Raw genomic sequence first — 20,320 nt, 5'->3', positions numbered from 1 at the left:
AAGGTTACCCTTCTAAATCTATGACGGCTCTGACTACCTGATTATTTTCCAAGTCATTCAAAGCATTATTGATTTCACTCAAGGTATATTGGTGTGAAATAAAAACCTCCATAGGAAAATCCAGCTCTTGAATAATGCGTCCTATTTTGACTAGATCTCTGTCTGGGTTGGAACCGCCTCCCCAGGAACCCTCAATTCTTTTGCCACAGATGAGGGCATGAGGATCAAGTTGGATTTTCTCCCCGTTAGGTGGGTGAGAGGCAAAAATACACTTACCGGCGTTATGAATTAATTCAAATGCCATTTCAATTGAGCTGGTGTGTCCTGCACACTCGATTGCAAAGTCAAAACCTTGCGGAAAATTGGCAGCAATTTCACTTTGTATGTCATCATGAAGTACATACCCATGGTCTGCACCCAGTGCCATTGCAATCCTGACTTTTTCGGGGTTTGTGTCAATTACAACCACATGCTTCGGTCTAAAGTGCTTAAGCATTAGCAGAGCACTCAAACCAATTCCTCCCAGACCAATTAAAAGGACTGTTTGTTCGTGGCTTGGTTGTACTTGGTTAAGCACAATGCCGGCGCCGGTAGGCAGGGCACATCCGAGTAACACGGCCATGTCATCATTTATGTCACCGGGGCATTGTGTGATCCGGTTTTCTGACACGACAGTGTATTCTGAAAAAGTGGTCACTGGTCCACCATTGATCGTTTCGCCGTCTTGTGATGAGAAAACAGTACCTCCGGCATCAATGCCACTGCCTTTTAACCAACCCAGAATAACCCGATCCCCGACTTTTACTTTTGCGACACCTGGTCCGGTTGCGACGATATTGCCGACGCCTTCATGACCTAGCAGGTGGGGAAGGTACTTATCTTCTCCCCGGTGTCCTCTTGCTTCCATCAGCTGGCTTCTGCACAGTCCTGCGCGGGTCAATTTTACAAGGACTTGTCCGGTTCGAAGCTCGGGCACTTTTAATTTTTTTATCTGTAAGTCTTTATTTAGCTCAGTTAATACGGCAGCGTTAAAATGGTCTGGAATAATGTTATTCATCGTTCAGCTCAGAGACAAAGTGGGTTAGCGAAGTAAGCATATTTGGTACTACCAAGTAAGGAAGACTAAGTTCAAGCCGTGAGTTATCAAGAGAGAGATCAAAATCTCTGTCGGATTTTTGCTGGAACAGTCGAAGTCTGGCCTGCGTTGAACTGACGGATTCAATCAGCTTAATGACATCTGCGATGTTCATTTCCTGGCCTGTTGAAACGTTATAGGTGCCACTTTTGTTATTAGTAAGTAAGCTATAGGCGGCACTGGCTATCAGGGTGACCGGTACAAAATCTCTCTTGCTTTGCCCGTTATTGGTTAACGTGATTTCAGCGCCTGATTTGACTGAATGAAACAAACGATATATCAAGCTGCTGGTATCACCCACACCACCAAAAACGCCGGAAAACCGCATAATAGATAGCCTACATTGGTGTGCCAGATTAATTCTCAGCATATGTTCGGCAAAGACCTTAAAAGCACCATACTCATTTTTAGGCTCCAAAGGGGCGATCTCTTGTGCTTGGCTACCATAGTGGCCATAAACGTCGGCGGCACTGAGGTAGACTACTCGCTTGGGTGTGGTGTTTTGTAATGCTTTGAGTATGGTCTGCAGCTGAATAATGTTCTGCTGGCAGCTATCTGTGTCATTCGCCACGGTACGGGTGATAGCTGAGCAGATTATTAAGTTGTCGCAGTCCCTCAGGTGCTCAACGAGATCTGCAACACCTTGGTGCTGGTTTTCAAGATCAACGTCCTTGCGACTAAGTGCGGTAACGGCCATACCTTGCTCAGCCAGTGTGGCTGCAATATTGCGGCCGATATAGCCGCTACCGCCTAAAATCAGTGTTCTATCCATGTGTATCCTCTATAACGTTAACGAGTCTATGATATTGAGATAGGGTCTGGGTCTTATCCAGCCACACCGATTACACCCCTCCACCAGGTGTTTTGACAGCGCGGCTTTGAACTCGGTAAAGACTTCACCGGTCACGATGTCATGTAAAGAGGTGGTCTTTACATTTCCCATACTTACTGCAATACATGGGAAAAGGTTGCCGTCAACGTTGATATGAACACTGGACCAGGGGAATTTACACGCCTGAAAATCTTTAGGTCGAAAGCGTTCGCTATTAATATAAGTCACCCTCGGGATCGGTTCAGAAGAGCTAAGATCACATATTTTAGGGTGAACAAAGGCATTACAGGCACTGTTTTGATTGTACTGTCGGACTAACTCAAGCTGCTCGAGAATAACGTCAAAGTGGGTGTATGTCGGTGCGTGAGATGTTGCATACATTTCTATCATCTCATGCATCTTATCAGAATGCTGAAGATGGCTGCCTTTCAAAAACTGGAAGGCGTGTGTATTAGCGCCAAGTACTTCAACGCAATACTTGTGGATTGCAAGCAGATCATGAGCATTTTTGTCCAGAACAACTGTTTTGATATCGAGTACACACTCGCTGTTCAACTCCGCTTTTCGTTTGTGAAAATAGCGGATCTGTTCAAGCAACTTTTCCCACTGTCGAGGCTTCACATCTCGATTCAGGTTACCTATGTCATCTATCGAAATAGAGAGCACTTTAAAGCTAGGTTTACTTAAGATGAAGTCAATTTTCTTTTCAGACAGTAATAGTCCATTTGTGATCATGTTGCAATCGTGCTTTTTGGCGACTTCATCCACGATGACTTCGAAGTCTTTAAATGCTAAGGGCTCGCCACCTGTGAAAGTCACACGCGCATACTCAGGCAATTGTGCAACTACGTTAAGCCAGTCTTGTGTTGTCATAGCGTCGTCACGTCTGTCCCTGTCTTGAAAGCAAAAGCTGCAGTCCAGATTACACAGATTCGTTAAAACAAATACATACCGATGCGGCATCGTCAGTTCACCACTGAAGATTTTATCGGTGATAGCTTCATGCTTATTGTGAAAAGAAGACATAGTGTTGCACCCTCTATAGCGTGCCGTTTAGTAAATTAAACGGGTAATAAATTTGCTTTGGTTTAAGCTCATTACTGAGCCTGGCCAGCATTCTTTTCGCATTTAATCGAGAAGAAAATGCGCTGAGCATGACAGCGGCGTCGGATATGTTGTCAAGACACTCAGTTGATACAATGGGCGTTGTCGAGTTTAAATAGTACTGGCCATTGCGATTAGGGTTGTCATCAAAAACCTTACTAATAGCAGCAAGTTTATTTGGGAAATGATACTTGATGACTGGCAGCATTAGCGCGGCGCCATAACCATATACAGGGAACTTTGTTGCAGCAGCTTCTAATGCTATTTCGCAAGCTTGCATCTGACTATTAAAAACACGGAGACTAGTCGAAACGGTTGCCAATGATATCGGCGGGTTTGTTACTTTTTCTGCGGCAGGCTGATTAGTAAAGGCGAAAATTGCGCTGTTCCAATGATCTTCATTAACCGTCCAGTCTATTAATGTACACCCCAGAGACTCTAGCAGCGTATTAAATGAGGCCAGGCTGAAATAGTTAAGATGTTGGTGAAAAACATGATCAAAGTTGTAGTTCTCGATCAACTTATCCCAAATCGGCACTTGAATTAAGAACAGCGAATTCTTACTTGCAACCTCAACCAGCTCCTGAATGAGTGCTTTAGGATCCGTGACATGTTCAATGACGTCTTTGCAGATGACCAGGTCAGGGGATTCGCTAATCTTACAGCTTTCAAAGAATTCACCGTATACGGTGACTTGGTCGTCATTGATCTGCTGTTCATGACCACGTAATATAGGGTCAACACCAATTAACTGATGTGCGAGTGGCTTCAGTTCCTTCAGCAAGTATGCGTCATTGCAGCCAACCTCAAGAACACAATCATACGTCGGCTTGAAGTTGAGAGACTGTAAAAACTGTTTGAAGAATTCAGCCGTTTTTCGGCCTGTATAGCTTTGCGAGCTTCTGAACTCATACCCTGATTTACTCGCATAGAGAAGTGATTGATCCAGGACATGCTGTAACTGGGCATGACCACATTTTTGGCAGTAGTGCAAAGACTGGTCAGTTTCACCGAGTCCTGAGAGGCCGGGCCGGTTGATAAAGACCTCAGTAAGCGGCAGTGCTGGAAGTTCCAGCACTGGTGTGGTGTTGGTGTGGCCACATACTGAGCACGCTGTTCGAGTTTCATACTTAATATTGCGATATTTATTCAGTTCGTGCTCTTGTGACATAACTAAACCTTTTTGTTCTCAATTAGGGTATTTGCATGCATGACGATGTTATCATCCGTTAAACCAGCAACCTGACACAGTTCGTCATATGTGCCGTAATCGTGAATCATGTTGTTAATCGCCATCTGCTTAAATTGTGCTTTGTCACGGCTTGCCCAGTGGCGCATAACTAAGTCATATACACCGCCATGTTGTGAAAGCTCTTCACATACGATCACCGCTTTTGTTTTGGAGATACTCTGAATGACTGTTTCAGCGTCAAACGGTTTAATCGTATGGATATACAACAATTCAACACTATGTCCTTGTGCTTTTAGTGTTGCACAGGCACGAGAAGCTTGTTTTAACTGAGGACCTACGGCTATAAGTGTGATGTCGCTGCCTTGCTCAATGATCACCGCTTTGCCTAATTCTATTTTTCCAGTTAAATCAAATGAGTGTGGGTTTTCAGTCAGTTTGAAGTAATTGATGGAGCCTTGATCATAGCACTGTGAAAACAGAGTCGAAAACTCGTATGCGCTTGCAGGACTTGTCACTACAGTATTGTCCAGCTGGCACATTAGTGACACATCATTGTAGCAGTGATGACTACAACCAAGTTGTGCGTAGTCGAATGCCCCGCCAACCGTGATAAAATTACCAGCAAGTTGCTGGTATGCAAAGTCTAGCTTAATTTGCTCAAAAGACCGCTCTATTAAGAAGGGAGCAATCGTATGTGCTACAGGTATTAGGCCTGTGCTTGCTACACCTGCTGCCATTCCCACAATGGTTGGTTCACAAATGCCCACGTTGTAATAGCGATCAGGGTACTCAGCTGCAAACGGTTTAAGTATGCCATGGCTTATATCTCCTACCATAACAACCAGACGAGGGTCTGAAGCGCCTACAGCCAGCATTTTATCGGCAAATTCTTGTCTCAGGTTACTCATGACAGTGCTTCCATTATTTGATCTAGCTCTTCTTTGGTAGGGATCTTATGGTGCCAGGGGCCATGTCCTTCGGTCATACTTACCCCTTTGCCTTTGATATTTTTGGCAATTAAAACGGTAGGAGCATCATCACTCGATTGTGAAAATGCTTGTTCAATTTGCTGGGGGTCATGCCCGTCAAAAATCACGGTATGCCAACCAAAGCTTTTCCACTTTGCGGGGAGATCATCTTTTGGGCATAGCTGCGCAGCAGACTGATTCCAGTCAACAATGACGGTTAGATTATTCAGGTTGCGGTTTGCTGCAACATGGGCACTTTCCCAGACAGTCCCTTCGTGGCATTCACCATCGCCAACCAAGCAGAAAACTCTGTTACTCTGGCGCTTTATTTTGTTCGCAAGTGCACAACCCACAGCCATAGGCATGCCGTGCCCTAGTGACCCCGTTGACGCTTCTACGAAGGGCACTTTTGTACGGTCTGGGTGACCTCCCAATATACCTCCGAATTGTGAATATTGTTCAAGTGCATTGTCTGGGAGGAGTCCGAGCTTTTCTAGCACAACCCACAGCGCAGCACATCCATGTCCTTTAGACAGGATGAAGTAATCTCGCTCTTCCCACTGGGGATTGCCAGCGTCAAATGACAACACGTCGGTGTAGAGATAGTTGATGATATCGACAATGGAGTAGGAGCTAGGAATATGCCCTTCTTTTGACTTGTAGATGATCTCCGCAATGCGTTTTCTTAGGTCTTGGTTCATAAATTACCCCTCATAAAAGACGCGGCCTTGACCACCATCAACCAGTAAAGAAGTGCCTACACAGAAAGAGGCTTTGTCCGAAACCAAGAAAGCAACTAACTCACTGACTTCTTCCCGTGTACCAAAGCGTTTAATGGCCATACGCTCGTTTAAGTATTTTTCAACATGTTCAGGTCTGGTTTTGCTCGTTTCATCCCAGTATCCGCCTTCAGTGAAGACCGCGCCTGGTAAAATACCAGTCATTATGACGTTATGTTCCGAAACGTATCTGCCAACACTACGGACGTAAGCGTTTAGCGCGGCTTTGGAAGCACAATATTGCGGTGCTCCTTGATTTTCCAAAGAAGCAATAGAAGAGACATGGCAGATCCTGCCCCATTTTTTCTCGATCATGGTATCGATGAAGTGATTGTTAAGTTCAATCGCGTTAAAAAGATTAAAATCAAACACGTTTTTCCAGTCTTGGAGACCTGAGAGCGGATCGGTGACGCCTAAGTTGCCACCCACATTGTTAACGATGATATCAGGTATCAAGCCTTGTTCTTTTAGCTTTTCAGCTAACGCTCTGGCGCCTGACCCATCTTGTAAATTGGCTTCCACAACAAAATTTTTGTTGTTATACAAAGCACCACAGCGCTCTGCGTTTTGTTGTAGTTGTTCGATGTCACGCGCGGCCCAAATAACGTTCACACCTTCTTTTGCAAGTGACTCGGCTATTGATTCACCCAAGCCACGGCTACTGCCGGTGACCAGAGCAAGCTTGTTTGCGATCTTTAAATCCATAATTAAAAAGGCCCTTTAAACCATTCGCCAGGAATATCATGATGTTGTGTAGTTGTAATTCTAGCAATATCCACACCACAATTTCCTGATATTGTTTGAATAAATGAATTAATGTTGGGGTAGTAGTCGGGTGTCAGGCCGTAGCTAGTTGGCTCTGGATAATGTGGCAGGCCAAGGGTGGTGACCGGACATAGCAAGCTCTGAAAGCACTCGCTATAAATTCGATTGGCTATTTCACTGGCTAAAGAGCAAAACGTATGGCCCATATCCGTTACAATACAGCGTCTGGATTTTTTTACAGATTGATACAGTACGTGCCAGTCAATATTGGTCGGTGAGGCGATTTCTATGACTTCACACTGGATACCAAATTGTTGCATATATTTTTGCGCTTGCAGTGCCTCAGACAACATGTAGCTGTTGCTGATAATTGTATAATCTTCACCCTCACGCAAAATACGCGTATGGCGGGGCTGCTCAGTCAGTGGCTGACATTCATCTTCGCTTGCAATTTGGTTATGAAGCCACCTGTGCTCCAGAAAGATAGTTGGGTTATTGTCCATAATGGCGTCATACAGTAACTGTCCGGCATTGTCTGTTAAGCCGGGAACCACCACTTTCAATCCGGGAATGTGTGAAAACCAGGACTGTAAACTTTGCTGATGAGTGGGTCCTTGTCCCCATCCTCGCCCAACAATGAGGCGAATGGTCAAAGGTACCGACATTTGACCATTGAACATGTAGTGCCATTTAGCTGCGTTATTGACCAGTTGATCCATTGCAAGCAGGAAAAAATCGACCCGCTGGTGAGTCATTAAAACACGAGTGCCAGCAATAGCGGCACCGACTCCTATACCTGTCATTGCGTTTTCGGCGGTCGGCATATCGAATACCCGGCTTTGACCAAAAGCCGTCTGTAAGCCCGATGTTGTGCCGAATATTGCTTTTGGATCGTCTATGCCCAATCCCATACATATCATACCAGGATCATTTTGCATTGCTTGATGCTGAGCTTTCTGCAGTTGTGTTGCGAAACTAGTGGAGTTATTTGGCATAGATATACCTCTCGTTATCTATGGGATCCCCAAAAGGGGAGCTTGAAGCAAAATTGAAAGCGGCTTCTATTTCTTGGGTAATTTGTTCAGTAACGCGTGCCTGGAAATGAGAGAAGTCGGAGTCTGAGGATAGCAATTTCTGTAAATTTTTCAGTGGATCATTGGCAAGCCACTCTTCCACTTCGTGCGCCTCACGATAGTTAAGTTCATCGTCAAAGTTTGGCCCACAGTGTTCCCGATGTCGATAGGTAAAGTACTCGACAAGCGCAGGTTTACGTTCTTTCCTGATGAACTCAATCGCTGCCTGGGAAGCTTCAAGTACCCGTTGAGGATCGTTGCCATCCACACTGAAACTTTTGACGCCAATTTCTGCTGCTAACTTGGCAATACTGCGTGAAGCGGGTTGTCTGACGCTTAAAGGACTGTAAACTGAGTACTGATTGTTTTCACAGGCATATAATATGGGTAATGAGCGTACAGTCGCGAAGTTCAACGATTCATAGAAAGCACCTTCTTCGGTCGCTCCATCACCGAAATAACTGATTGTAATCCCATCGCTTTGGCTTAATTGCTGATGTAATGCATTCCCTGTTGCAAGAGGAATGCTGTTTCCGACTATGGCTGTACTGGCTATAAAACCGCAGTCGAGGTCACTCAAGTGCATAGAGCCACCTCGACCAGCTGTACACCCACCGGATTTACCATGCAACTCAGCAATCAATTTGGATAAATCTCCGCCTTTAGCAAGGTAGTGGGCGTGTGCCCGGTGCGAGCTATACGCTTTGTCCCGCGTCGTAAGGTACTGTGAAATAGCAACTGGCACCAATTCTTGACCTATGGATAGGTGCGTTGGGCATCGCATTTTCTGCTCACTATAACGCTCGGCAATAGCCTCTTCTATCTTTCGAATTCTGAGCGTCTGAAAATAGACTTCTTTTAAATCAGGCATGGTTTTATTTACCCTTATCCACAGTAGCTATACAAAACGCAATGGGGCTGTCGCTGATGTGAGCAACATTTCTAAGTGATGCCACTTGTTGCACATCGAGAAAATACTGAGGCATTAATGTTCTTATTTTTTGATAAAACTTGAGTGAAAGAGGACCAGCTTCGTTTATCACTGAGTTACAGCTACTTAGTCGGCCATTGAGTTTGCCAGTCATGAAACACACACCGCTGCTCAGCCTGCCGTACAAATCGATTGCACTAGAATTTTTCACTGTAGAGGCTGAGCTTTGTCTTGTAGACCTTGCAATTGCAAAGTCTGCTTTTTTTAGCAGAGGAGTTAAAGTTATAGGTGCTGCTCGCACTAAGAGAGAAGTAAACAGGTATGAGACTGCATCGCCGAGCGAATAGTCTGGGCTAATTTGAAATTGAATGTGTACTTCTTCAACGTTAGTATCGAACATCTCCGGCGCCTCATTTACGTACTAAGGGATAAACCAGTAGTAATCTCCACTGTAACCTACCTTCTCAAAGAATTTTTTCCATTCATCAACATGCTTGATGGTTTTTGCCGTTAGGTTCCAGGCTTCCATTCTGGCTTTCTCTTGCTCACTACGATAAGCATCAACAGTGATAAAGCTCTGACCACGGCTAACTCGTTCGATTTCCTGGAGTGCCAGCGCACAAGCGTCTTCTTCTAGATTGTGTATAGTGTTGATTGAGATCACAGTGTCGAAACTATTGTCTTCAAAAGGCAAGTCAGATGCACATGCGTTCAAAAGATGGGGTTTAACCTCATCTTTGGCATGTTCAATAGCATAGTCAGAGATATCAATACCCTTAAGCTGGATATCAGGTAAAGCCATCATCAAATCAAATAGCATAAACCCTTTAGCGCACCCTACATCTAGTACGCTGCTGTCATTACTGAGGTTAAAATGTGTTATCAAGTCAGGAATGACAGGTTGCCAAAATCTGGGATGATAGTTAAAGCCACCGTAGCCATGATCGCGCTCACCATCAAAAAACTCTTTGCCAAATTGGCGCGCAATCGCCCTTACGGCCTCACTTTTTGATTCCAATCGCCCAGTTAAGTCTCGTTTTGCTTTTGGGTAATTCTTAAGTAAATCTATTTCTTTTCCCATTGCCATTTCTCTATGGTTTATGCACATAGTCCTTAGGTAGCGTGTTTAAAGTATCCAGGTTGTCTTTTACCCAGCTGATGGTGCGTTCCAGGCCATTCTCAAGTGTGATTGTGTCTTGCCAGCCCAGTTCGCTTTTCAGTTTCTGGCTGTCCAGAAGATAGGCGGCATCTTTGCCTAACCTGTCCTCACTCACCTGGCAGACCTGCTCAAATGGTTTTCCGAGCATTTCGCAAATTTTCATCACAAGCTCTCTGACGCTGATGTTTCGGGTTGTGGAGATGTGATAAATATCTCCGTTTTGTCCGTTTTCGCCAATGGAGTGTGTTGCACTTGATACATCATCCATATGAATGAAGGAGCGGGTAGAGTGTCCGCCGCCGTGCAGCGGCAAGATTTCATTGTTTAAGGCACACATAATCGTTTTAGGGATGATGCGATAAAGCTGTTGGCCTTCACCAAATACATTTGCAGCGCGGGTAAAGACAACAGGGAAATCATACACATCGTTGAAGGTGTGTAGGCTCAGATCTGCGGCAGCTCGAGACACTGCATAAGGCGTACTTGGTTGGTAATGTCTGGACTCAGTAACTAAACCTGAACACGAGCCGTAAACTTCCGGTGTAGATACGTGAACATACCTCTCCAGCCCATCGTACTGTCTGAGCAAGTTATGGAGCTTTATGGTTGATACGGCATTAGTCATGAACCAGTGCTCTGGATACTGCCAGCTTTGCCCAACCATGCTTTGAGCCGCAAAATTGTAGATGTGGCGTATCTTGTACTTCTCAATCAGCGCCATTATTTCTGCCAGGTGGTGATTTAGATCCAATTGATGAAAATTAATTTGATGATCTAAAGAAAGCCACTTGTAGGGGAGCAGTACGGGGTTTGGCTCATTTGAGCGACTGACCGCAATAACCTGTTTTTCTTGCTTAAGCAGGTAAGAGCAAAAAGAGGCACCGGAAAATGAGTTGCTTCCTAAGACTAATACTGGAGACTCGATCATAGTGTACTGTTAGCCTCTTTTATTTTTGAATCTAATGAGAAAAACTGCGCCTGAATGTTCTCAAGTGAATCATTCATCCAAGCATTGATTTGGAATGGGTTATCATTAAAAAAGTGGTTCTTACCTACCTCAAAGAAGTGCTTTTCGTTACTTCTATCAGACAAATTTGGAATGTCGTTGGTTTGAAACCTAAAAATAATTGAGCGAGCACCAGCAAGGTAACTAATGGGATAGAGTGGTCCATTGTCTACGCCCATATTTATGTATGCTTTGTGATACAACGCAAGCCTGATACTAAGGTCAACAGACGCTTCCGGGTAGGTTGGTAAATCGCTATATTTATCGGGCAGTGGCTCACTTACCTTGTAGGTATCTCGGACAATGAGAGGGTAATACTCATTTCTATCCAGAGACAAGGCAAAATCTAGCCAGGCATTTACATTGCTATTTCTGTGTTCTGCATTTGACCAGTATTCACGTAAGGTGATGGTTATCAGCTTTTTGTCACCTACCTGATGGCGAATATAATCTGTCACAATAGCACTCGCTTGCTTAGGCGGTATCAGGTTACTGAGTTTGATTTTGTCGTTGACATAGGATTTCAAAATAGTGAAATCCCCCGCTAACTGACGAGGGTTATTGAAATAATTATCTGGATACGTACAAACATTCAGCTTTTTATAAAAGTCTACACAACTTTTCGAGAAAGGTTGATCGATACCGATACAAGCAGGTAAACAGGAAAACATAGGTTTAACGAGCTTTTCAACTCGCCAGTTAGCATCTTGTTTGTCGTGGAACACATTGACTTCGGTCGTATTTTCACAGCGACTGGGCAGAATAACAAACTGAATGAATTTTTTGTTTTGTTTTTGTCTTTCAATTTCAGCAAGTACCACAAAAGTTGTGACGTCAAAACACGGTAAATTGTAAGACAAGTCATAGAAAGCAAATAATGTGGAGTTCACATCTGCTTTGTCAGCGAGTAGCTCCGCGCACGGGACCAGCTGACCACTGGTATGGTTAAAAAAGAATGATTGCTCAATGGAAATACCGATATTTTGCAGAGAATTCAAAATGTCGAGGATAAACTCCGAACAAATTACCACTCTGAGGTCTTGTTTGTTTTCAAACTCAGATAATGCTTGCAGGGAGATAGCTGTCTCCCCCATGAATTCTTCTCCACCAGATGTACACGCATAGATGTTGTCGTCATTGTTAAACTCTGATCGAACAAACATGTCGGTAGAGGCTGTAATACCATAAACTACAGTAGACATTTATTCTCCTGCTTTTAATTCTTCGTGTAAGGCCTTCATTAAAATGTGACCCAGCACCACCTGGGTGTCTTCCGATATCTGCATGTCCTGAATAGCAAAGTGAAATACTTGGTCGACCAGTAGTTTGGCGTTACCGCCATCAAACCCGAGTATTCCGACAGTATGCATACCCAAAGTCTGAGCTTGCTCGATGGCGCGAATAATGTTGCCTGAATTGCCACTGCCTGACAGCACCAGTAATACGTCTTGTGCCGATGCTTTGACCTTGAGTTGGTGTGCAAAAATATTGTCGTAGCCAATGTCGTTACCAAGGCATGTCAACACTGAACTGTTTGCTGTCAATGCTTCCACTTTCAGGGCATCTCCCTGAGGGTGGACACCAAATGTAAAGTCATTTGCAAGGTGGATAGCATTTGCGGCTGAACCGCCATTGCCACACAAATACAAGGTACCGCCCTTGGCTTTCATATCCAGTAAAGTGCTGACCAGCTGCTTGACTGCATTACCGTCAAGATTGCTTAATACTTTGTGCAATGTCTCAACGTAGCTTTCAGTTAACGACACGATGGGGTCAATTGATGGTAACGGAGTGATGATACTTTGTTGCTTAGTCATAATACTTCTCGCTGCATCCACTTAAGGTTATAGAAGCGATCTTCATTTTTTAACTGGCCTCTGCGATAGGCGTCAATCAGTTCTTCAATCGCAGTGGCGACATTTTTAGTGGGCTTAAATCCAGTCGCCAACAATTTATCCGAGTTGATGCGGTAACACCTTGGATCGTTCGATGGCGTCACTTCAACGTCGCAATCGATCCGAGCCTTTACCATATTGGCGATGTCCATAATGGAGATGTTTTCAAATCCTGCATTGAACACACCACTGGTTTTTTCGGGATGTTCCAACATATAAATATACAGGTCAGTAATATCATCGATATGGATATTTGGCCGCACCTGTGCGCCACCAAAGACCGTAATCTTGCCATTCTCTAGTGCTTGCATCGTCAACATGTTGACAGATACGTCCAGGCGTTGGCGAGGAGATAAACCACAAACGGTGGCGGGTCGGACAATTTGAACGGTCATGTCATCTGCGTAGCTAAGTAGTACTCTTTCAGCGACCATTTTTGTCTTGTTATACTCGGAAATGGGCTCCAACGTTAAGTCTTCAGTAACCTGATCTTCGTCTTTTACACCGTAAACACTGCCTGACGAGGCATATATAAATTGCTTGATACCAGCACGTTTCGCTTTGTCAGCCAGCTGCATTGTGGCGAGCGCACTGACCTCCCAAGTTAACTTAGGGTTTAAATCTCCACAAGGATCGTTAGCAATAGAAGCTAAGTGAATGATGCTGTCAACAGTTGAGAGGTCTATATTTTCAGTTTGTCTAACATCGCTTTTAATTACGGTGAGATTCTCATGTGAAGTCAAGAAATTCCCAAACCATTGGGTGTCCAGCGCGATAACTCGATATCCTTTAGCCAGCAACTTAGGAACAAGCACCGTTCCTTTGTAGCCGGTAGCACCAGTAACTAATACGGTTTTTTTATTCATTTTTCTCTCTTTTTGAATACGTTAATCACCAGGCATGATCTTGCTGAAGCAAAAATTGCGCCTAAATATTCATGCACAATTGACTTATTCTGTGCTAGACAGTTTTCTGTTCAACATGCTTGTTTATATCGGCTAGGTGGGGGTGATTCTTTAATGTTTCCAATAATTCGCTGTAACTAAAGTTAAGGTTGTTGTTAAATTGCAGGTAAATTGCTTGAATAGCGGTGTAGTCATCTGGTTCATCCAGTGTCAGGCGATAGTGGCTATTATCTTCTCCAGCGCTGATAGTGTGGCTATTGATGGTGTTGAATTTAGGCATACCTAAGGTGACGTGTTCTTTGTCTGGTGCACTATGTGCAAGTTCATGCGTGCGAGCCAGTAGACGAAAGGCAAATACACAGGTATCTAAACCTCGGGGAAAGCCACTATGTGGCCCTAAACTGACCATATCCACGTTATGGTTTTGATAATAATCAATAGCTAAGCGTACCAACGTAGAGTCTATAAGGGGACAGTCACTGGTCAGGCGAACAATTGCTGTATTGTCTTGAGCACCATAATGACGAGCGGCTAGGTAATAGCGGCTTAATACGTTTTCTGTGCTTCCGCGAAAATACTTTATATTTAAGCGTCTACAAAGGTCTACTATGGGTTGTTCAGTACCATCATCGGTGGTTGCAATAACTACATTATTAACCAAATCCCCGAGTCTATCTAACATCACTTGTAGTACAGAGCTATTGCATAACGGCAACATAACTTTGCCCGGTAATCGGCTCGATGTCATTCGGGCCTGAATTATTATTTGTAAGTCCTTCAAGGCAAACCTATTTATTGGAGATAGTTGTCAATTAGATGATATACAGAGGTTTCATGCAAGTAAAGTTGAAATGGTTTAAAGGGGATAGTGGTACCTTCTTTGAGCGAGAATGTTCTGAAAATAAACGATTTTCTACTGTTTATTTATAGTTTTTTTGGAGAAGCTTGTAGTAAGTTAATGTTTTGCTTAGAGTGGCCGATTAAAAGTAAGTATTGAATTATTCCCCCAAAAGAATCCTCTAGCAGACAATAGGGAGCAGCAGTGAACATACAAGATAGTCAATTCTATATTTATGGTGCAAGCCATTATGGCCAAGCATTAGCTGCGTACTTGTTGGAGAAAGGTCTCAAGCCTCGCGCAATTTTAGATAAGTCGCCAAAATTTAATGATTACATGGGAATTCCTTGTCACGCTTTTCCCAACGATAAGCTTGATAAATGTTTTCCCGTTATTATTTCTATACTTGGTTACGCTGGTGTAGAAAAAAGTTTACTTGAATCTGGGTTTGATCAAATTGTTTCGACTCTAGATTCGTTCGACTTGTTTCCGGCAGCACTAAAGCGCCTGAACAAGTGCGGTGTACTCTGGATGCAGCCTTCTAGCGATTTGGTTGATGAAAGTAAATGTGCAAAAGTGCTGTCTTTGCTATCCGATCAACAATCTCGAGATACTTATAACTTACTTGTTAACTACCGTGTTAGTCCGTGCCGCGATAACTACCCATTACCCGAGCAATACGAAATGTACTTCCCAGATGACATTCCTAAATTGTATAAATACGAGAAGATGCGAGTTTTAGATATCGGTGCATATGATGGGGATACTTTGGCTGGTTTTTTTCAGCGTTACGCCCAAACTATCAATCATTATGCTGCTGTCGAGGTAAGTACTAAGAACATCAAGTTGCTAGAATCGCGTTTGAAAGCCATGGGAGATGCTACTGAATATGTTAGTATTTATCGCAAAGCTGTAGGGCTTCCAGAAAATAAAAAACTCTTAGTGAAAGAGAACTTATCAGCAACTTATGTGAGTGTTATTGAAGAAGGTGAAGTTGCAAACGTGTCAGAAGACTGTTTGGTTGAGAGTATCAACTTAAGTGTATTAACGGCAATGACTCAATGTAATGTGATAAAAATGGATATTGAGGGAGCCGATTATGATGCTCTTGTTCAATGCAGAGATTATATAGCGGAGTGTACACCGACACTTGCTTTATCTCTCTACCACAGGTCAGAGGACTTATGGGAAATTCCGTTATTAATCGAATCTTTTGCAGCCAATAGGTATCATTATTACGTTCGCCAAGAAGGGCATTGGTTACTAGAAACTCAGTTTTATGCCGTGCCAAAAGATAAATGATACCCCTATTTTGCTCTTGGCGAAAGATTAACTCTTTAACAGTATTGAAGAACATAGATAAAAATTGAATTTAGGAACACAATGACATTTCAATCCAGTTTTAAAATCGATGGTAGGGTGATAGGACACGATCACCCTTGTTATGTTATTGCTGAAATGTCGGCAAACCATGGGCAGTGCTTAATCAAAGCGAAAGAATTAGTGCATGCGGCATATGAATCCGGCGCTGATGCAATTAAATTGCAAACCTATACAGCAGACACCTTAACAATGGACTGCAAACTGCCGCATTTTGAAGCCACGGGACCTTGGAAAGGTCAGTATCTTCACGATTTATACAAAACAGCTTACATGCCATGGGATTTTCATGCTGAGCTTTTCGAACTAGCCGCTAAACTTGGCTTGACATGTTTCTCATCGCCATTCGATAAAACCGCGGTAGATTTATTGAGTCAGCTGGATGCACCTGCATATAAAATCGCTTCACCAGAATTGATCGATCATCAGCTGATCCGAGATGTCGCCGCGACAGGTAAGCCTGTAATTATGTCTACCGGAGGCGCGACGCTACCAGAAATAGCTGAGGCAGTAAAAGTAGCTGAAGAGGCGGGTGTAACTGAGCTTGGGCTGATGAAATGTACGAGTACCTATCCAGCCCCTGCTGAGACGATAAATTTGCGCACAATTCTACATATGAGAGAAGCATTTAAATGCCCTGTAGGGCTATCCGATCATACACTTGGCAATGATGTACCTCTGGCATCAGTTGCGGTAGGGGCATGCATGATTGAAAAGCACTTTGTGCTCGATAAAAGTGACAACACCGCGGATAGTTTTTTTTCAATGACACCAGATGAATTAAAGGCGCTAGTCCATGGCGTTAGACAGATTGAAAAAGCGATGGGTGAGGTTAATTATCCTACTGAAGCGTCAAAAGCTCGTCGCTGTGTCTACATTATAAAAGATATTAAATCAGGTGAGCGCCTGACGACTGAGCATCTAAGGCAGATGCGACCTGGTGGTGGTGAAATCATGCCAAAAGAGTTACCAAGACTAGTTGGCCGTACTGTGAACAGAGATCTGCGCTGTGGCGAGCAGTTAGCATGGAGTGATTTATCGTGAAAGCAAACAAAGAAATGCTAACCCAAACTATTCAGCAGTTTTTGCTAGAAAGAGGCGTAATAGTCGCCGACAATAACATTGATAGCTATAACTTTGTCAAGGAAGGGACACTGGATTCGTTTGAAATATTAACGCTAATCATGCAGTTAGAAAGTGACTTCCGTATTGCGGTGCCGCCCGAATTATTAATGGACACGGAAAATGCAAATGTAGGCACTTTGGTAAATTCACTGGTTAAGCTTGTCAATGATCGCGATAAGAGTTGATACCTTATGTGGCCTTGGCCACTTTATGCGTTGTAAGTGGTTAGCTTTAGCGCTTCAAGCTTGTGGCAAAGAGGTGATAGTTTTTGTCGATAAACCGGTTCCCGAGCAGTTATCACTTGAGCTGAAGAGCAACATAAAATCTTTACCTTTTGCACAAACGCAAAAAGAAGATGCTCACAATGTCTTGAAGGCACTTTCTGAGATACAAAAACCGGTTGAAAGCATTGTCGTGGACAGCTACCGTTTTGACTCAGAATGGGAACTAGAAGTTGCGAAGCAGATTCCCTCAATTGTCGCAGTGGACGATTTAGAAAGAGCGCATAGTGCTAAGCTACTTATTGATAGCAAGTGGTGTGGTGATAAGACTGGTGAGCGCTACGCAAGCTCGCAGTATAAGCTACTAGGCCCTGATTTTGCTATGCTGTCACCGGCATATCAACACTGCACACATCAAGAGCGCAAGCTAAATCGTGTGATGTTTTCTCTTGGCGGTGGAGGGGATTGGCATAGTGTTTCTGACTGGATAGCCTTGTTGCTAAATATGGCACCAGAAATTGAAATTGACGTTATTTTAGGGCCGATGGCTGAGAGAGTAGAGGCGTTAACTCTGTTTGCGAATACAACTTCTAGATTGCAGCTAATTCGGCAACCGACTTCTCTTGTGCCTTATTATCAAAGTTGTAGCCTATTTGTGGGGGCACTTGGTACTTCGCTTTATGAGCTGGCCGCAACCAACACGCCAGCATTGACGTTTTCGATTGCACCAAATCAAGACAATCAACAAAGCGCGCTTGATGACTTAGGTCATTATTTTCATGTACCAGAGCTCTTAACGCGAAAGGCTAGTGAGGTTGTCGCGTTAATTTTGACGTTAGTGAAGCAGTCTACGCGAATAATTAAAGCGCGAGAAATTGCGCCGATTAAGGTAGATGGCCGAGGGGCAATTCGAGTTGCAGAGTTTATTTTAGCGAACGATATTAAATCTTCTGTGACACAAAGGGCTCTACATGGCCAAGAGGAAAATGTATGCCAGCTAACCGCACAGGTGCAGATCCGTCAAGTCAACGATTCTGACGTAAATAGATACCTTGCAGCGAGGAATTTACCAGATAACACTTGGCGTATGACGATTACTTCTGGTATTGACGTGCTGGGGCATTATCAGTGGTGGTTTGCTAACAGTAGAGAGTCATTTGTGATGGAGTCTAACGGCAAACCGTTACTATACGTTTGGCATCAAATGCATAATATTGAAGCGCAAGAATATCTGGTTGGTGGGTGGTTTGCAGCCTCTGATGAGGTGAACTTTGCCCACGCACAAATGGTTTTGGAGTGGCAACTCCGTGAAACCGCGGCTAAATATCCTAAAGCCATTTGGCTTGCGGTAATAAACAAAGAAAATAAGTTTGTGAATCTGCTCAACCAGCGTGCGGGCTTCGTGTCTATCGAACATGATGAAAAGAAAATGCGCGCAACGCAACAGTTGTTTCCAAATGCATCGCTCTGCGAGTTTAATTATGTTGGTAAAGAGGTAAATACATGACAAAGAGTATTTACGAGTTATTCGAAGAAAATGTTAAACAGACTCCCAAGAAAGCGGCGGTTGTCTATCTAGATCAGCAAGTGAGCTATGAGGAGCTGAATCGACAGGTATTAAAGTTAAGTGCACACTTTGTACGGTCGGGCCTTACCCCAGGTCAACGAGTGGGTGTATTTGCGCCTAATGGTATCGAATTTGTCGTAACACTACTCGCTATTGCTAAGCTGGGAATCGCAGCTGTGCCATTACCAATTAGCCTCAAAGGTAATGCATTAATAACAGCGTTGAAGAAAACGCCGGTTGCCATGGTCGTGGCATGGCCGACGATAAGTAAAGTATTACTCGATGCCAATTTGATAGAGCCTAGTAACTTGGTGACTCTTGGTAGAACCGTGAGTGAAGAGCTAAGTTGGGAAGCGGTTCAATCTTGTGGAAAATTAGATGACTTGCAACATGGTGTTGATCTTGATGCGGCGTTTATTTTGACGATGACCTCAGGTTCCACTGGGCAGCCGAAACCAATTGTGTTAAGCCAAGCATGTAAAATAAACCGTGCCATAGATGCGACTATCGATTATTACGGTTTGACCAAACAAGATGTGATTCTGGTAGCAACACCAATGTATCACTCTTTGGCACAAAGAGGGGTGCTAATGCCGTTAATGCTCGGTGCTACAACCGTTGTTATGCCGAAGTTTAATCTTTCACAATGGCTGAGTGCGATTGAACAGTATAAGGTAAGTTTTTTGTTTGCCGTTGCTGCTCAACTAGAAAGTTTGATTGCAAGAGGTACATCTGGTGAGGATTTAAGTTCTTTGAAATGTATCGTTTCATCATCTGCGGTGCTTGAGGATACGACCAAAAAGCGTTTATTAGGGATGCTAAGCTGTCGCTTTCATGAGTGCTACGGCGCTTCAGAAGTGGGTGTGGTCACCGATTTTGCGGTTTCAGAAAATCCAGAGCAAAGTGGTAGCGTGGGCAAAGCACTGCCATTTGTCTCATTGAAAATTACGGATGATAAAGGATGTGAAGTCGCAACTGGCCAAGTAGGAGAGATATGCTGTAAGACTTCTACCATTTTTAGTGGCTACCTAAAAATGCCTGAGCAAACTCGGGCGGCTTTTTATGTGGGAGATTTCTTTAAAACCGGAGATCTGGGTTATGTGGATGAGCAAGGGTATCTCTACTACGTCGGCCGTAAAAAAGAGGTGATTTCTAGCGGTGGGATCAATGTATTCCCTCAAGATATAGAGACAGTTGTCAAATCAGTCGAAGGCGTAGAAGATTGCGTTGCGTTTGGGATAAAAGACGCGCAATTGGGCGAAATTGTGAAAGTGGTAATAGAGCATAGCCAAGACACCGACTTAATTCCTGTAATTAGAAAAGCGTGCTTGCAAGAGCTAACTGACTATCAGCAGCCTAGATTTATAGAAAGAGTAGCAGCTTTACCACGAAATCAGATGGGAAAAGTGCTTCGCAACGACGTTAAGACACAATTTAGTTAATCG

At 43.7% G+C, this 20,320-nt stretch carries 21 protein-coding genes; 5 read left to right on the top strand and 16 right to left on the bottom strand.

Annotated features, from left to right (window positions below; genetic code table 11):
• Window positions 1-4: 4 nt before the first annotated feature.
• The 16 genes from B1L02_RS11020 to B1L02_RS10945 all read right to left on the bottom strand — a co-directional run bounded on the left by B1L02_RS11020 (window position 5) and on the right by B1L02_RS10945 (window position 14,504).
• Window positions 5-1,057, bottom strand: a complete 1,053-nt coding sequence (locus tag B1L02_RS11020) for a zinc-binding dehydrogenase (protein WP_197696987.1) — start codon at window positions 1,055-1,057, stop codon at window positions 5-7.
• Window positions 1,050-1,907: an NAD-dependent epimerase/dehydratase family protein gene (locus B1L02_RS11015; RefSeq protein ID WP_088531049.1), complete on the bottom strand. Its 858-nt coding sequence runs from the start codon at window positions 1,905-1,907 to the stop codon at window positions 1,050-1,052. The genes B1L02_RS11020 and B1L02_RS11015 overlap by 8 nt, the downstream gene beginning before the upstream one ends.
• 9 nt (window positions 1,908-1,916) lie before the next feature.
• Window positions 1,917-2,993 carry a radical SAM protein gene (locus B1L02_RS11010; protein ID WP_088531048.1) on the bottom strand — a complete coding sequence of 359 codons (1,077 nt, stop codon included), beginning with the start codon at window positions 2,991-2,993 and terminating at the stop codon, window positions 1,917-1,919.
• A gap of 13 nt (window positions 2,994-3,006) precedes the next feature.
• The gene (locus tag B1L02_RS11005) at window positions 3,007-4,242 is read right to left on the bottom strand and encodes a class I SAM-dependent methyltransferase (RefSeq protein WP_088531047.1); all 1,236 of its coding nucleotides are present in this window, start codon (window positions 4,240-4,242) and stop codon (window positions 3,007-3,009) included.
• Window positions 4,243-4,244: 2 nt separating this feature from the next.
• The gene (locus B1L02_RS11000; protein ID WP_088531046.1) at window positions 4,245-5,171 is read right to left on the bottom strand and encodes a transketolase family protein; all 927 of its coding nucleotides are present in this window, start codon (window positions 5,169-5,171) and stop codon (window positions 4,245-4,247) included.
• Window positions 5,168-5,932, bottom strand: a complete 765-nt coding sequence (locus B1L02_RS10995; protein WP_088531045.1) for a transketolase — start codon at window positions 5,930-5,932, stop codon at window positions 5,168-5,170. The genes B1L02_RS11000 and B1L02_RS10995 overlap by 4 nt, the downstream gene beginning before the upstream one ends.
• Before the next feature lie 3 nt (window positions 5,933-5,935).
• Window positions 5,936-6,715: an SDR family NAD(P)-dependent oxidoreductase gene (locus B1L02_RS10990; protein ID WP_088531044.1), complete on the bottom strand. Its 780-nt coding sequence runs from the start codon at window positions 6,713-6,715 to the stop codon at window positions 5,936-5,938.
• A gap of 2 nt (window positions 6,716-6,717) precedes the next feature.
• On the bottom strand, window positions 6,718-7,770 hold the full coding sequence (locus B1L02_RS10985; protein ID WP_088531043.1) for an alpha-ketoacid dehydrogenase subunit beta: 1,053 nt from the start codon (window positions 7,768-7,770) through the stop codon (window positions 6,718-6,720).
• The gene (locus B1L02_RS10980; protein WP_088531042.1) at window positions 7,760-8,719 is read right to left on the bottom strand and encodes a thiamine pyrophosphate-dependent dehydrogenase E1 component subunit alpha; all 960 of its coding nucleotides are present in this window, start codon (window positions 8,717-8,719) and stop codon (window positions 7,760-7,762) included. The genes B1L02_RS10985 and B1L02_RS10980 overlap by 11 nt, the downstream gene beginning before the upstream one ends.
• 4 nt (window positions 8,720-8,723) lie before the next feature.
• Window positions 8,724-9,179, bottom strand: coding sequence for a hypothetical protein (locus tag B1L02_RS10975; RefSeq protein WP_088531041.1), 456 nt, complete (start codon window positions 9,177-9,179; stop codon window positions 8,724-8,726).
• A gap of 21 nt (window positions 9,180-9,200) precedes the next feature.
• A complete protein-coding gene (locus B1L02_RS10970; RefSeq protein ID WP_088531040.1) occupies window positions 9,201-9,860 on the bottom strand; it encodes a class I SAM-dependent methyltransferase in 660 nt (219 codons plus the stop codon).
• A gap of 10 nt (window positions 9,861-9,870) precedes the next feature.
• Window positions 9,871-10,866, bottom strand: coding sequence for a GDP-mannose 4,6-dehydratase (locus B1L02_RS10965; protein WP_088531039.1), 996 nt, complete (start codon window positions 10,864-10,866; stop codon window positions 9,871-9,873).
• Complete coding sequence (locus B1L02_RS10960) at window positions 10,863-12,146, bottom strand: hypothetical protein (RefSeq protein ID WP_088531038.1); 1,284 nt, start codon at window positions 12,144-12,146, stop codon at window positions 10,863-10,865. The genes B1L02_RS10965 and B1L02_RS10960 overlap by 4 nt, the downstream gene beginning before the upstream one ends.
• Window positions 12,147-12,761 carry an SIS domain-containing protein gene (locus B1L02_RS10955; protein ID WP_088531037.1) on the bottom strand — a complete coding sequence of 205 codons (615 nt, stop codon included), beginning with the start codon at window positions 12,759-12,761 and terminating at the stop codon, window positions 12,147-12,149.
• Window positions 12,758-13,705: an NAD-dependent epimerase/dehydratase family protein gene (locus tag B1L02_RS10950; protein ID WP_010369189.1), complete on the bottom strand. Its 948-nt coding sequence runs from the start codon at window positions 13,703-13,705 to the stop codon at window positions 12,758-12,760. Before B1L02_RS10950 ends, B1L02_RS10955 begins: the two co-directional genes overlap by 4 nt.
• A gap of 94 nt (window positions 13,706-13,799) precedes the next feature.
• On the bottom strand, window positions 13,800-14,504 hold the full coding sequence (locus tag B1L02_RS10945) for a cytidylyltransferase domain-containing protein (RefSeq protein ID WP_371374091.1): 705 nt from the start codon (window positions 14,502-14,504) through the stop codon (window positions 13,800-13,802).
• Window positions 14,505-14,786: 282 nt separating this feature from the next.
• On the opposite strand from B1L02_RS10945, the gene B1L02_RS10940 reads away from it, so the two are divergent.
• From B1L02_RS10940 to B1L02_RS10920, 5 genes are all read left to right on the top strand, one after another.
• Window positions 14,787-15,884, top strand: a complete 1,098-nt coding sequence (locus B1L02_RS10940; RefSeq protein ID WP_088531035.1) for an FkbM family methyltransferase — start codon at window positions 14,787-14,789, stop codon at window positions 15,882-15,884.
• Window positions 15,885-15,965: 81 nt separating this feature from the next.
• Entirely contained in the window at window positions 15,966-17,006 is a 1,041-nt protein-coding gene (pseI, locus tag B1L02_RS10935; RefSeq protein ID WP_088531034.1) for a pseudaminic acid synthase, read from the top strand.
• Window positions 17,003-17,272 carry an acyl carrier protein gene (locus B1L02_RS10930; RefSeq protein WP_088531033.1) on the top strand — a complete coding sequence of 90 codons (270 nt, stop codon included), beginning with the start codon at window positions 17,003-17,005 and terminating at the stop codon, window positions 17,270-17,272. Before pseI ends, B1L02_RS10930 begins: the two co-directional genes overlap by 4 nt.
• The gene (locus B1L02_RS10925) at window positions 17,253-18,815 is read left to right on the top strand and encodes a pseudaminic acid biosynthesis protein PseG (RefSeq protein WP_088531032.1); all 1,563 of its coding nucleotides are present in this window, start codon (window positions 17,253-17,255) and stop codon (window positions 18,813-18,815) included. Before B1L02_RS10930 ends, B1L02_RS10925 begins: the two co-directional genes overlap by 20 nt.
• Entirely contained in the window at window positions 18,812-20,317 is a 1,506-nt protein-coding gene (locus B1L02_RS10920; protein ID WP_088531031.1) for a class I adenylate-forming enzyme family protein, read from the top strand. Before B1L02_RS10925 ends, B1L02_RS10920 begins: the two co-directional genes overlap by 4 nt.
• The last annotated feature ends 3 nt before the right edge of the window (window positions 20,318-20,320 follow it).

The sequence above is a fragment of the Pseudoalteromonas piscicida genome (assembly GCF_002208135.1).
Classification (GTDB): domain Bacteria; phylum Pseudomonadota; class Gammaproteobacteria; order Enterobacterales; family Alteromonadaceae; genus Pseudoalteromonas; species Pseudoalteromonas piscicida_A.
Note: the sequence above shows the minus strand (reverse complement) of the source record. Positions and strands in the feature narration are given on the sequence as shown.

What these genes read in the sequence shown, in the direction of transcription:
- B1L02_RS10975 (WP_088531041.1), bottom strand. Translation starts at nt 9,179, where the DNA reads ATGTTCGATACTAACGTTGAAGAAGTACACATTCAATTTCAAATTAGC.
- B1L02_RS11020 (WP_197696987.1), bottom strand. Translation starts at nt 1,057, where the DNA reads ATGAATAACATTATTCCAGACCATTTTAACGCTGCCGTATTAACTGAG.
- B1L02_RS11015 (WP_088531049.1), bottom strand. Translation starts at nt 1,907, where the DNA reads ATGGATAGAACACTGATTTTAGGCGGTAGCGGCTATATCGGCCGCAAT.
- B1L02_RS10990 (WP_088531044.1), bottom strand. Translation starts at nt 6,715, where the DNA reads ATGGATTTAAAGATCGCAAACAAGCTTGCTCTGGTCACCGGCAGTAGC.
- B1L02_RS10960 (WP_088531038.1), bottom strand. Translation starts at nt 12,146, where the DNA reads ATGTCTACTGTAGTTTATGGTATTACAGCCTCTACCGACATGTTTGTT.
- B1L02_RS10980 (WP_088531042.1), bottom strand. Translation starts at nt 8,719, where the DNA reads ATGCCTGATTTAAAAGAAGTCTATTTTCAGACGCTCAGAATTCGAAAG.
- B1L02_RS10950 (WP_010369189.1), bottom strand. Translation starts at nt 13,705, where the DNA reads ATGAATAAAAAAACCGTATTAGTTACTGGTGCTACCGGCTACAAAGGA.
- pseI (WP_088531034.1), top strand. Translation starts at nt 15,966, where the DNA reads ATGACATTTCAATCCAGTTTTAAAATCGATGGTAGGGTGATAGGACAC.
- B1L02_RS11005 (WP_088531047.1), bottom strand. Translation starts at nt 4,242, where the DNA reads ATGTCACAAGAGCACGAACTGAATAAATATCGCAATATTAAGTATGAA.
- B1L02_RS10955 (WP_088531037.1), bottom strand. Translation starts at nt 12,761, where the DNA reads ATGACTAAGCAACAAAGTATCATCACTCCGTTACCATCAATTGACCCC.
- B1L02_RS10925 (WP_088531032.1), top strand. Translation starts at nt 17,253, where the DNA reads ATGATCGCGATAAGAGTTGATACCTTATGTGGCCTTGGCCACTTTATG.
- B1L02_RS10920 (WP_088531031.1), top strand. Translation starts at nt 18,812, where the DNA reads ATGACAAAGAGTATTTACGAGTTATTCGAAGAAAATGTTAAACAGACT.
- B1L02_RS10995 (WP_088531045.1), bottom strand. Translation starts at nt 5,932, where the DNA reads ATGAACCAAGACCTAAGAAAACGCATTGCGGAGATCATCTACAAGTCA.
- B1L02_RS11010 (WP_088531048.1), bottom strand. Translation starts at nt 2,993, where the DNA reads ATGTCTTCTTTTCACAATAAGCATGAAGCTATCACCGATAAAATCTTC.
- B1L02_RS10970 (WP_088531040.1), bottom strand. Translation starts at nt 9,860, where the DNA reads ATGGGAAAAGAAATAGATTTACTTAAGAATTACCCAAAAGCAAAACGA.
- B1L02_RS10965 (WP_088531039.1), bottom strand. Translation starts at nt 10,866, where the DNA reads ATGATCGAGTCTCCAGTATTAGTCTTAGGAAGCAACTCATTTTCCGGT.
- B1L02_RS11000 (WP_088531046.1), bottom strand. Translation starts at nt 5,171, where the DNA reads ATGAGTAACCTGAGACAAGAATTTGCCGATAAAATGCTGGCTGTAGGC.
- B1L02_RS10985 (WP_088531043.1), bottom strand. Translation starts at nt 7,770, where the DNA reads ATGCCAAATAACTCCACTAGTTTCGCAACACAACTGCAGAAAGCTCAG.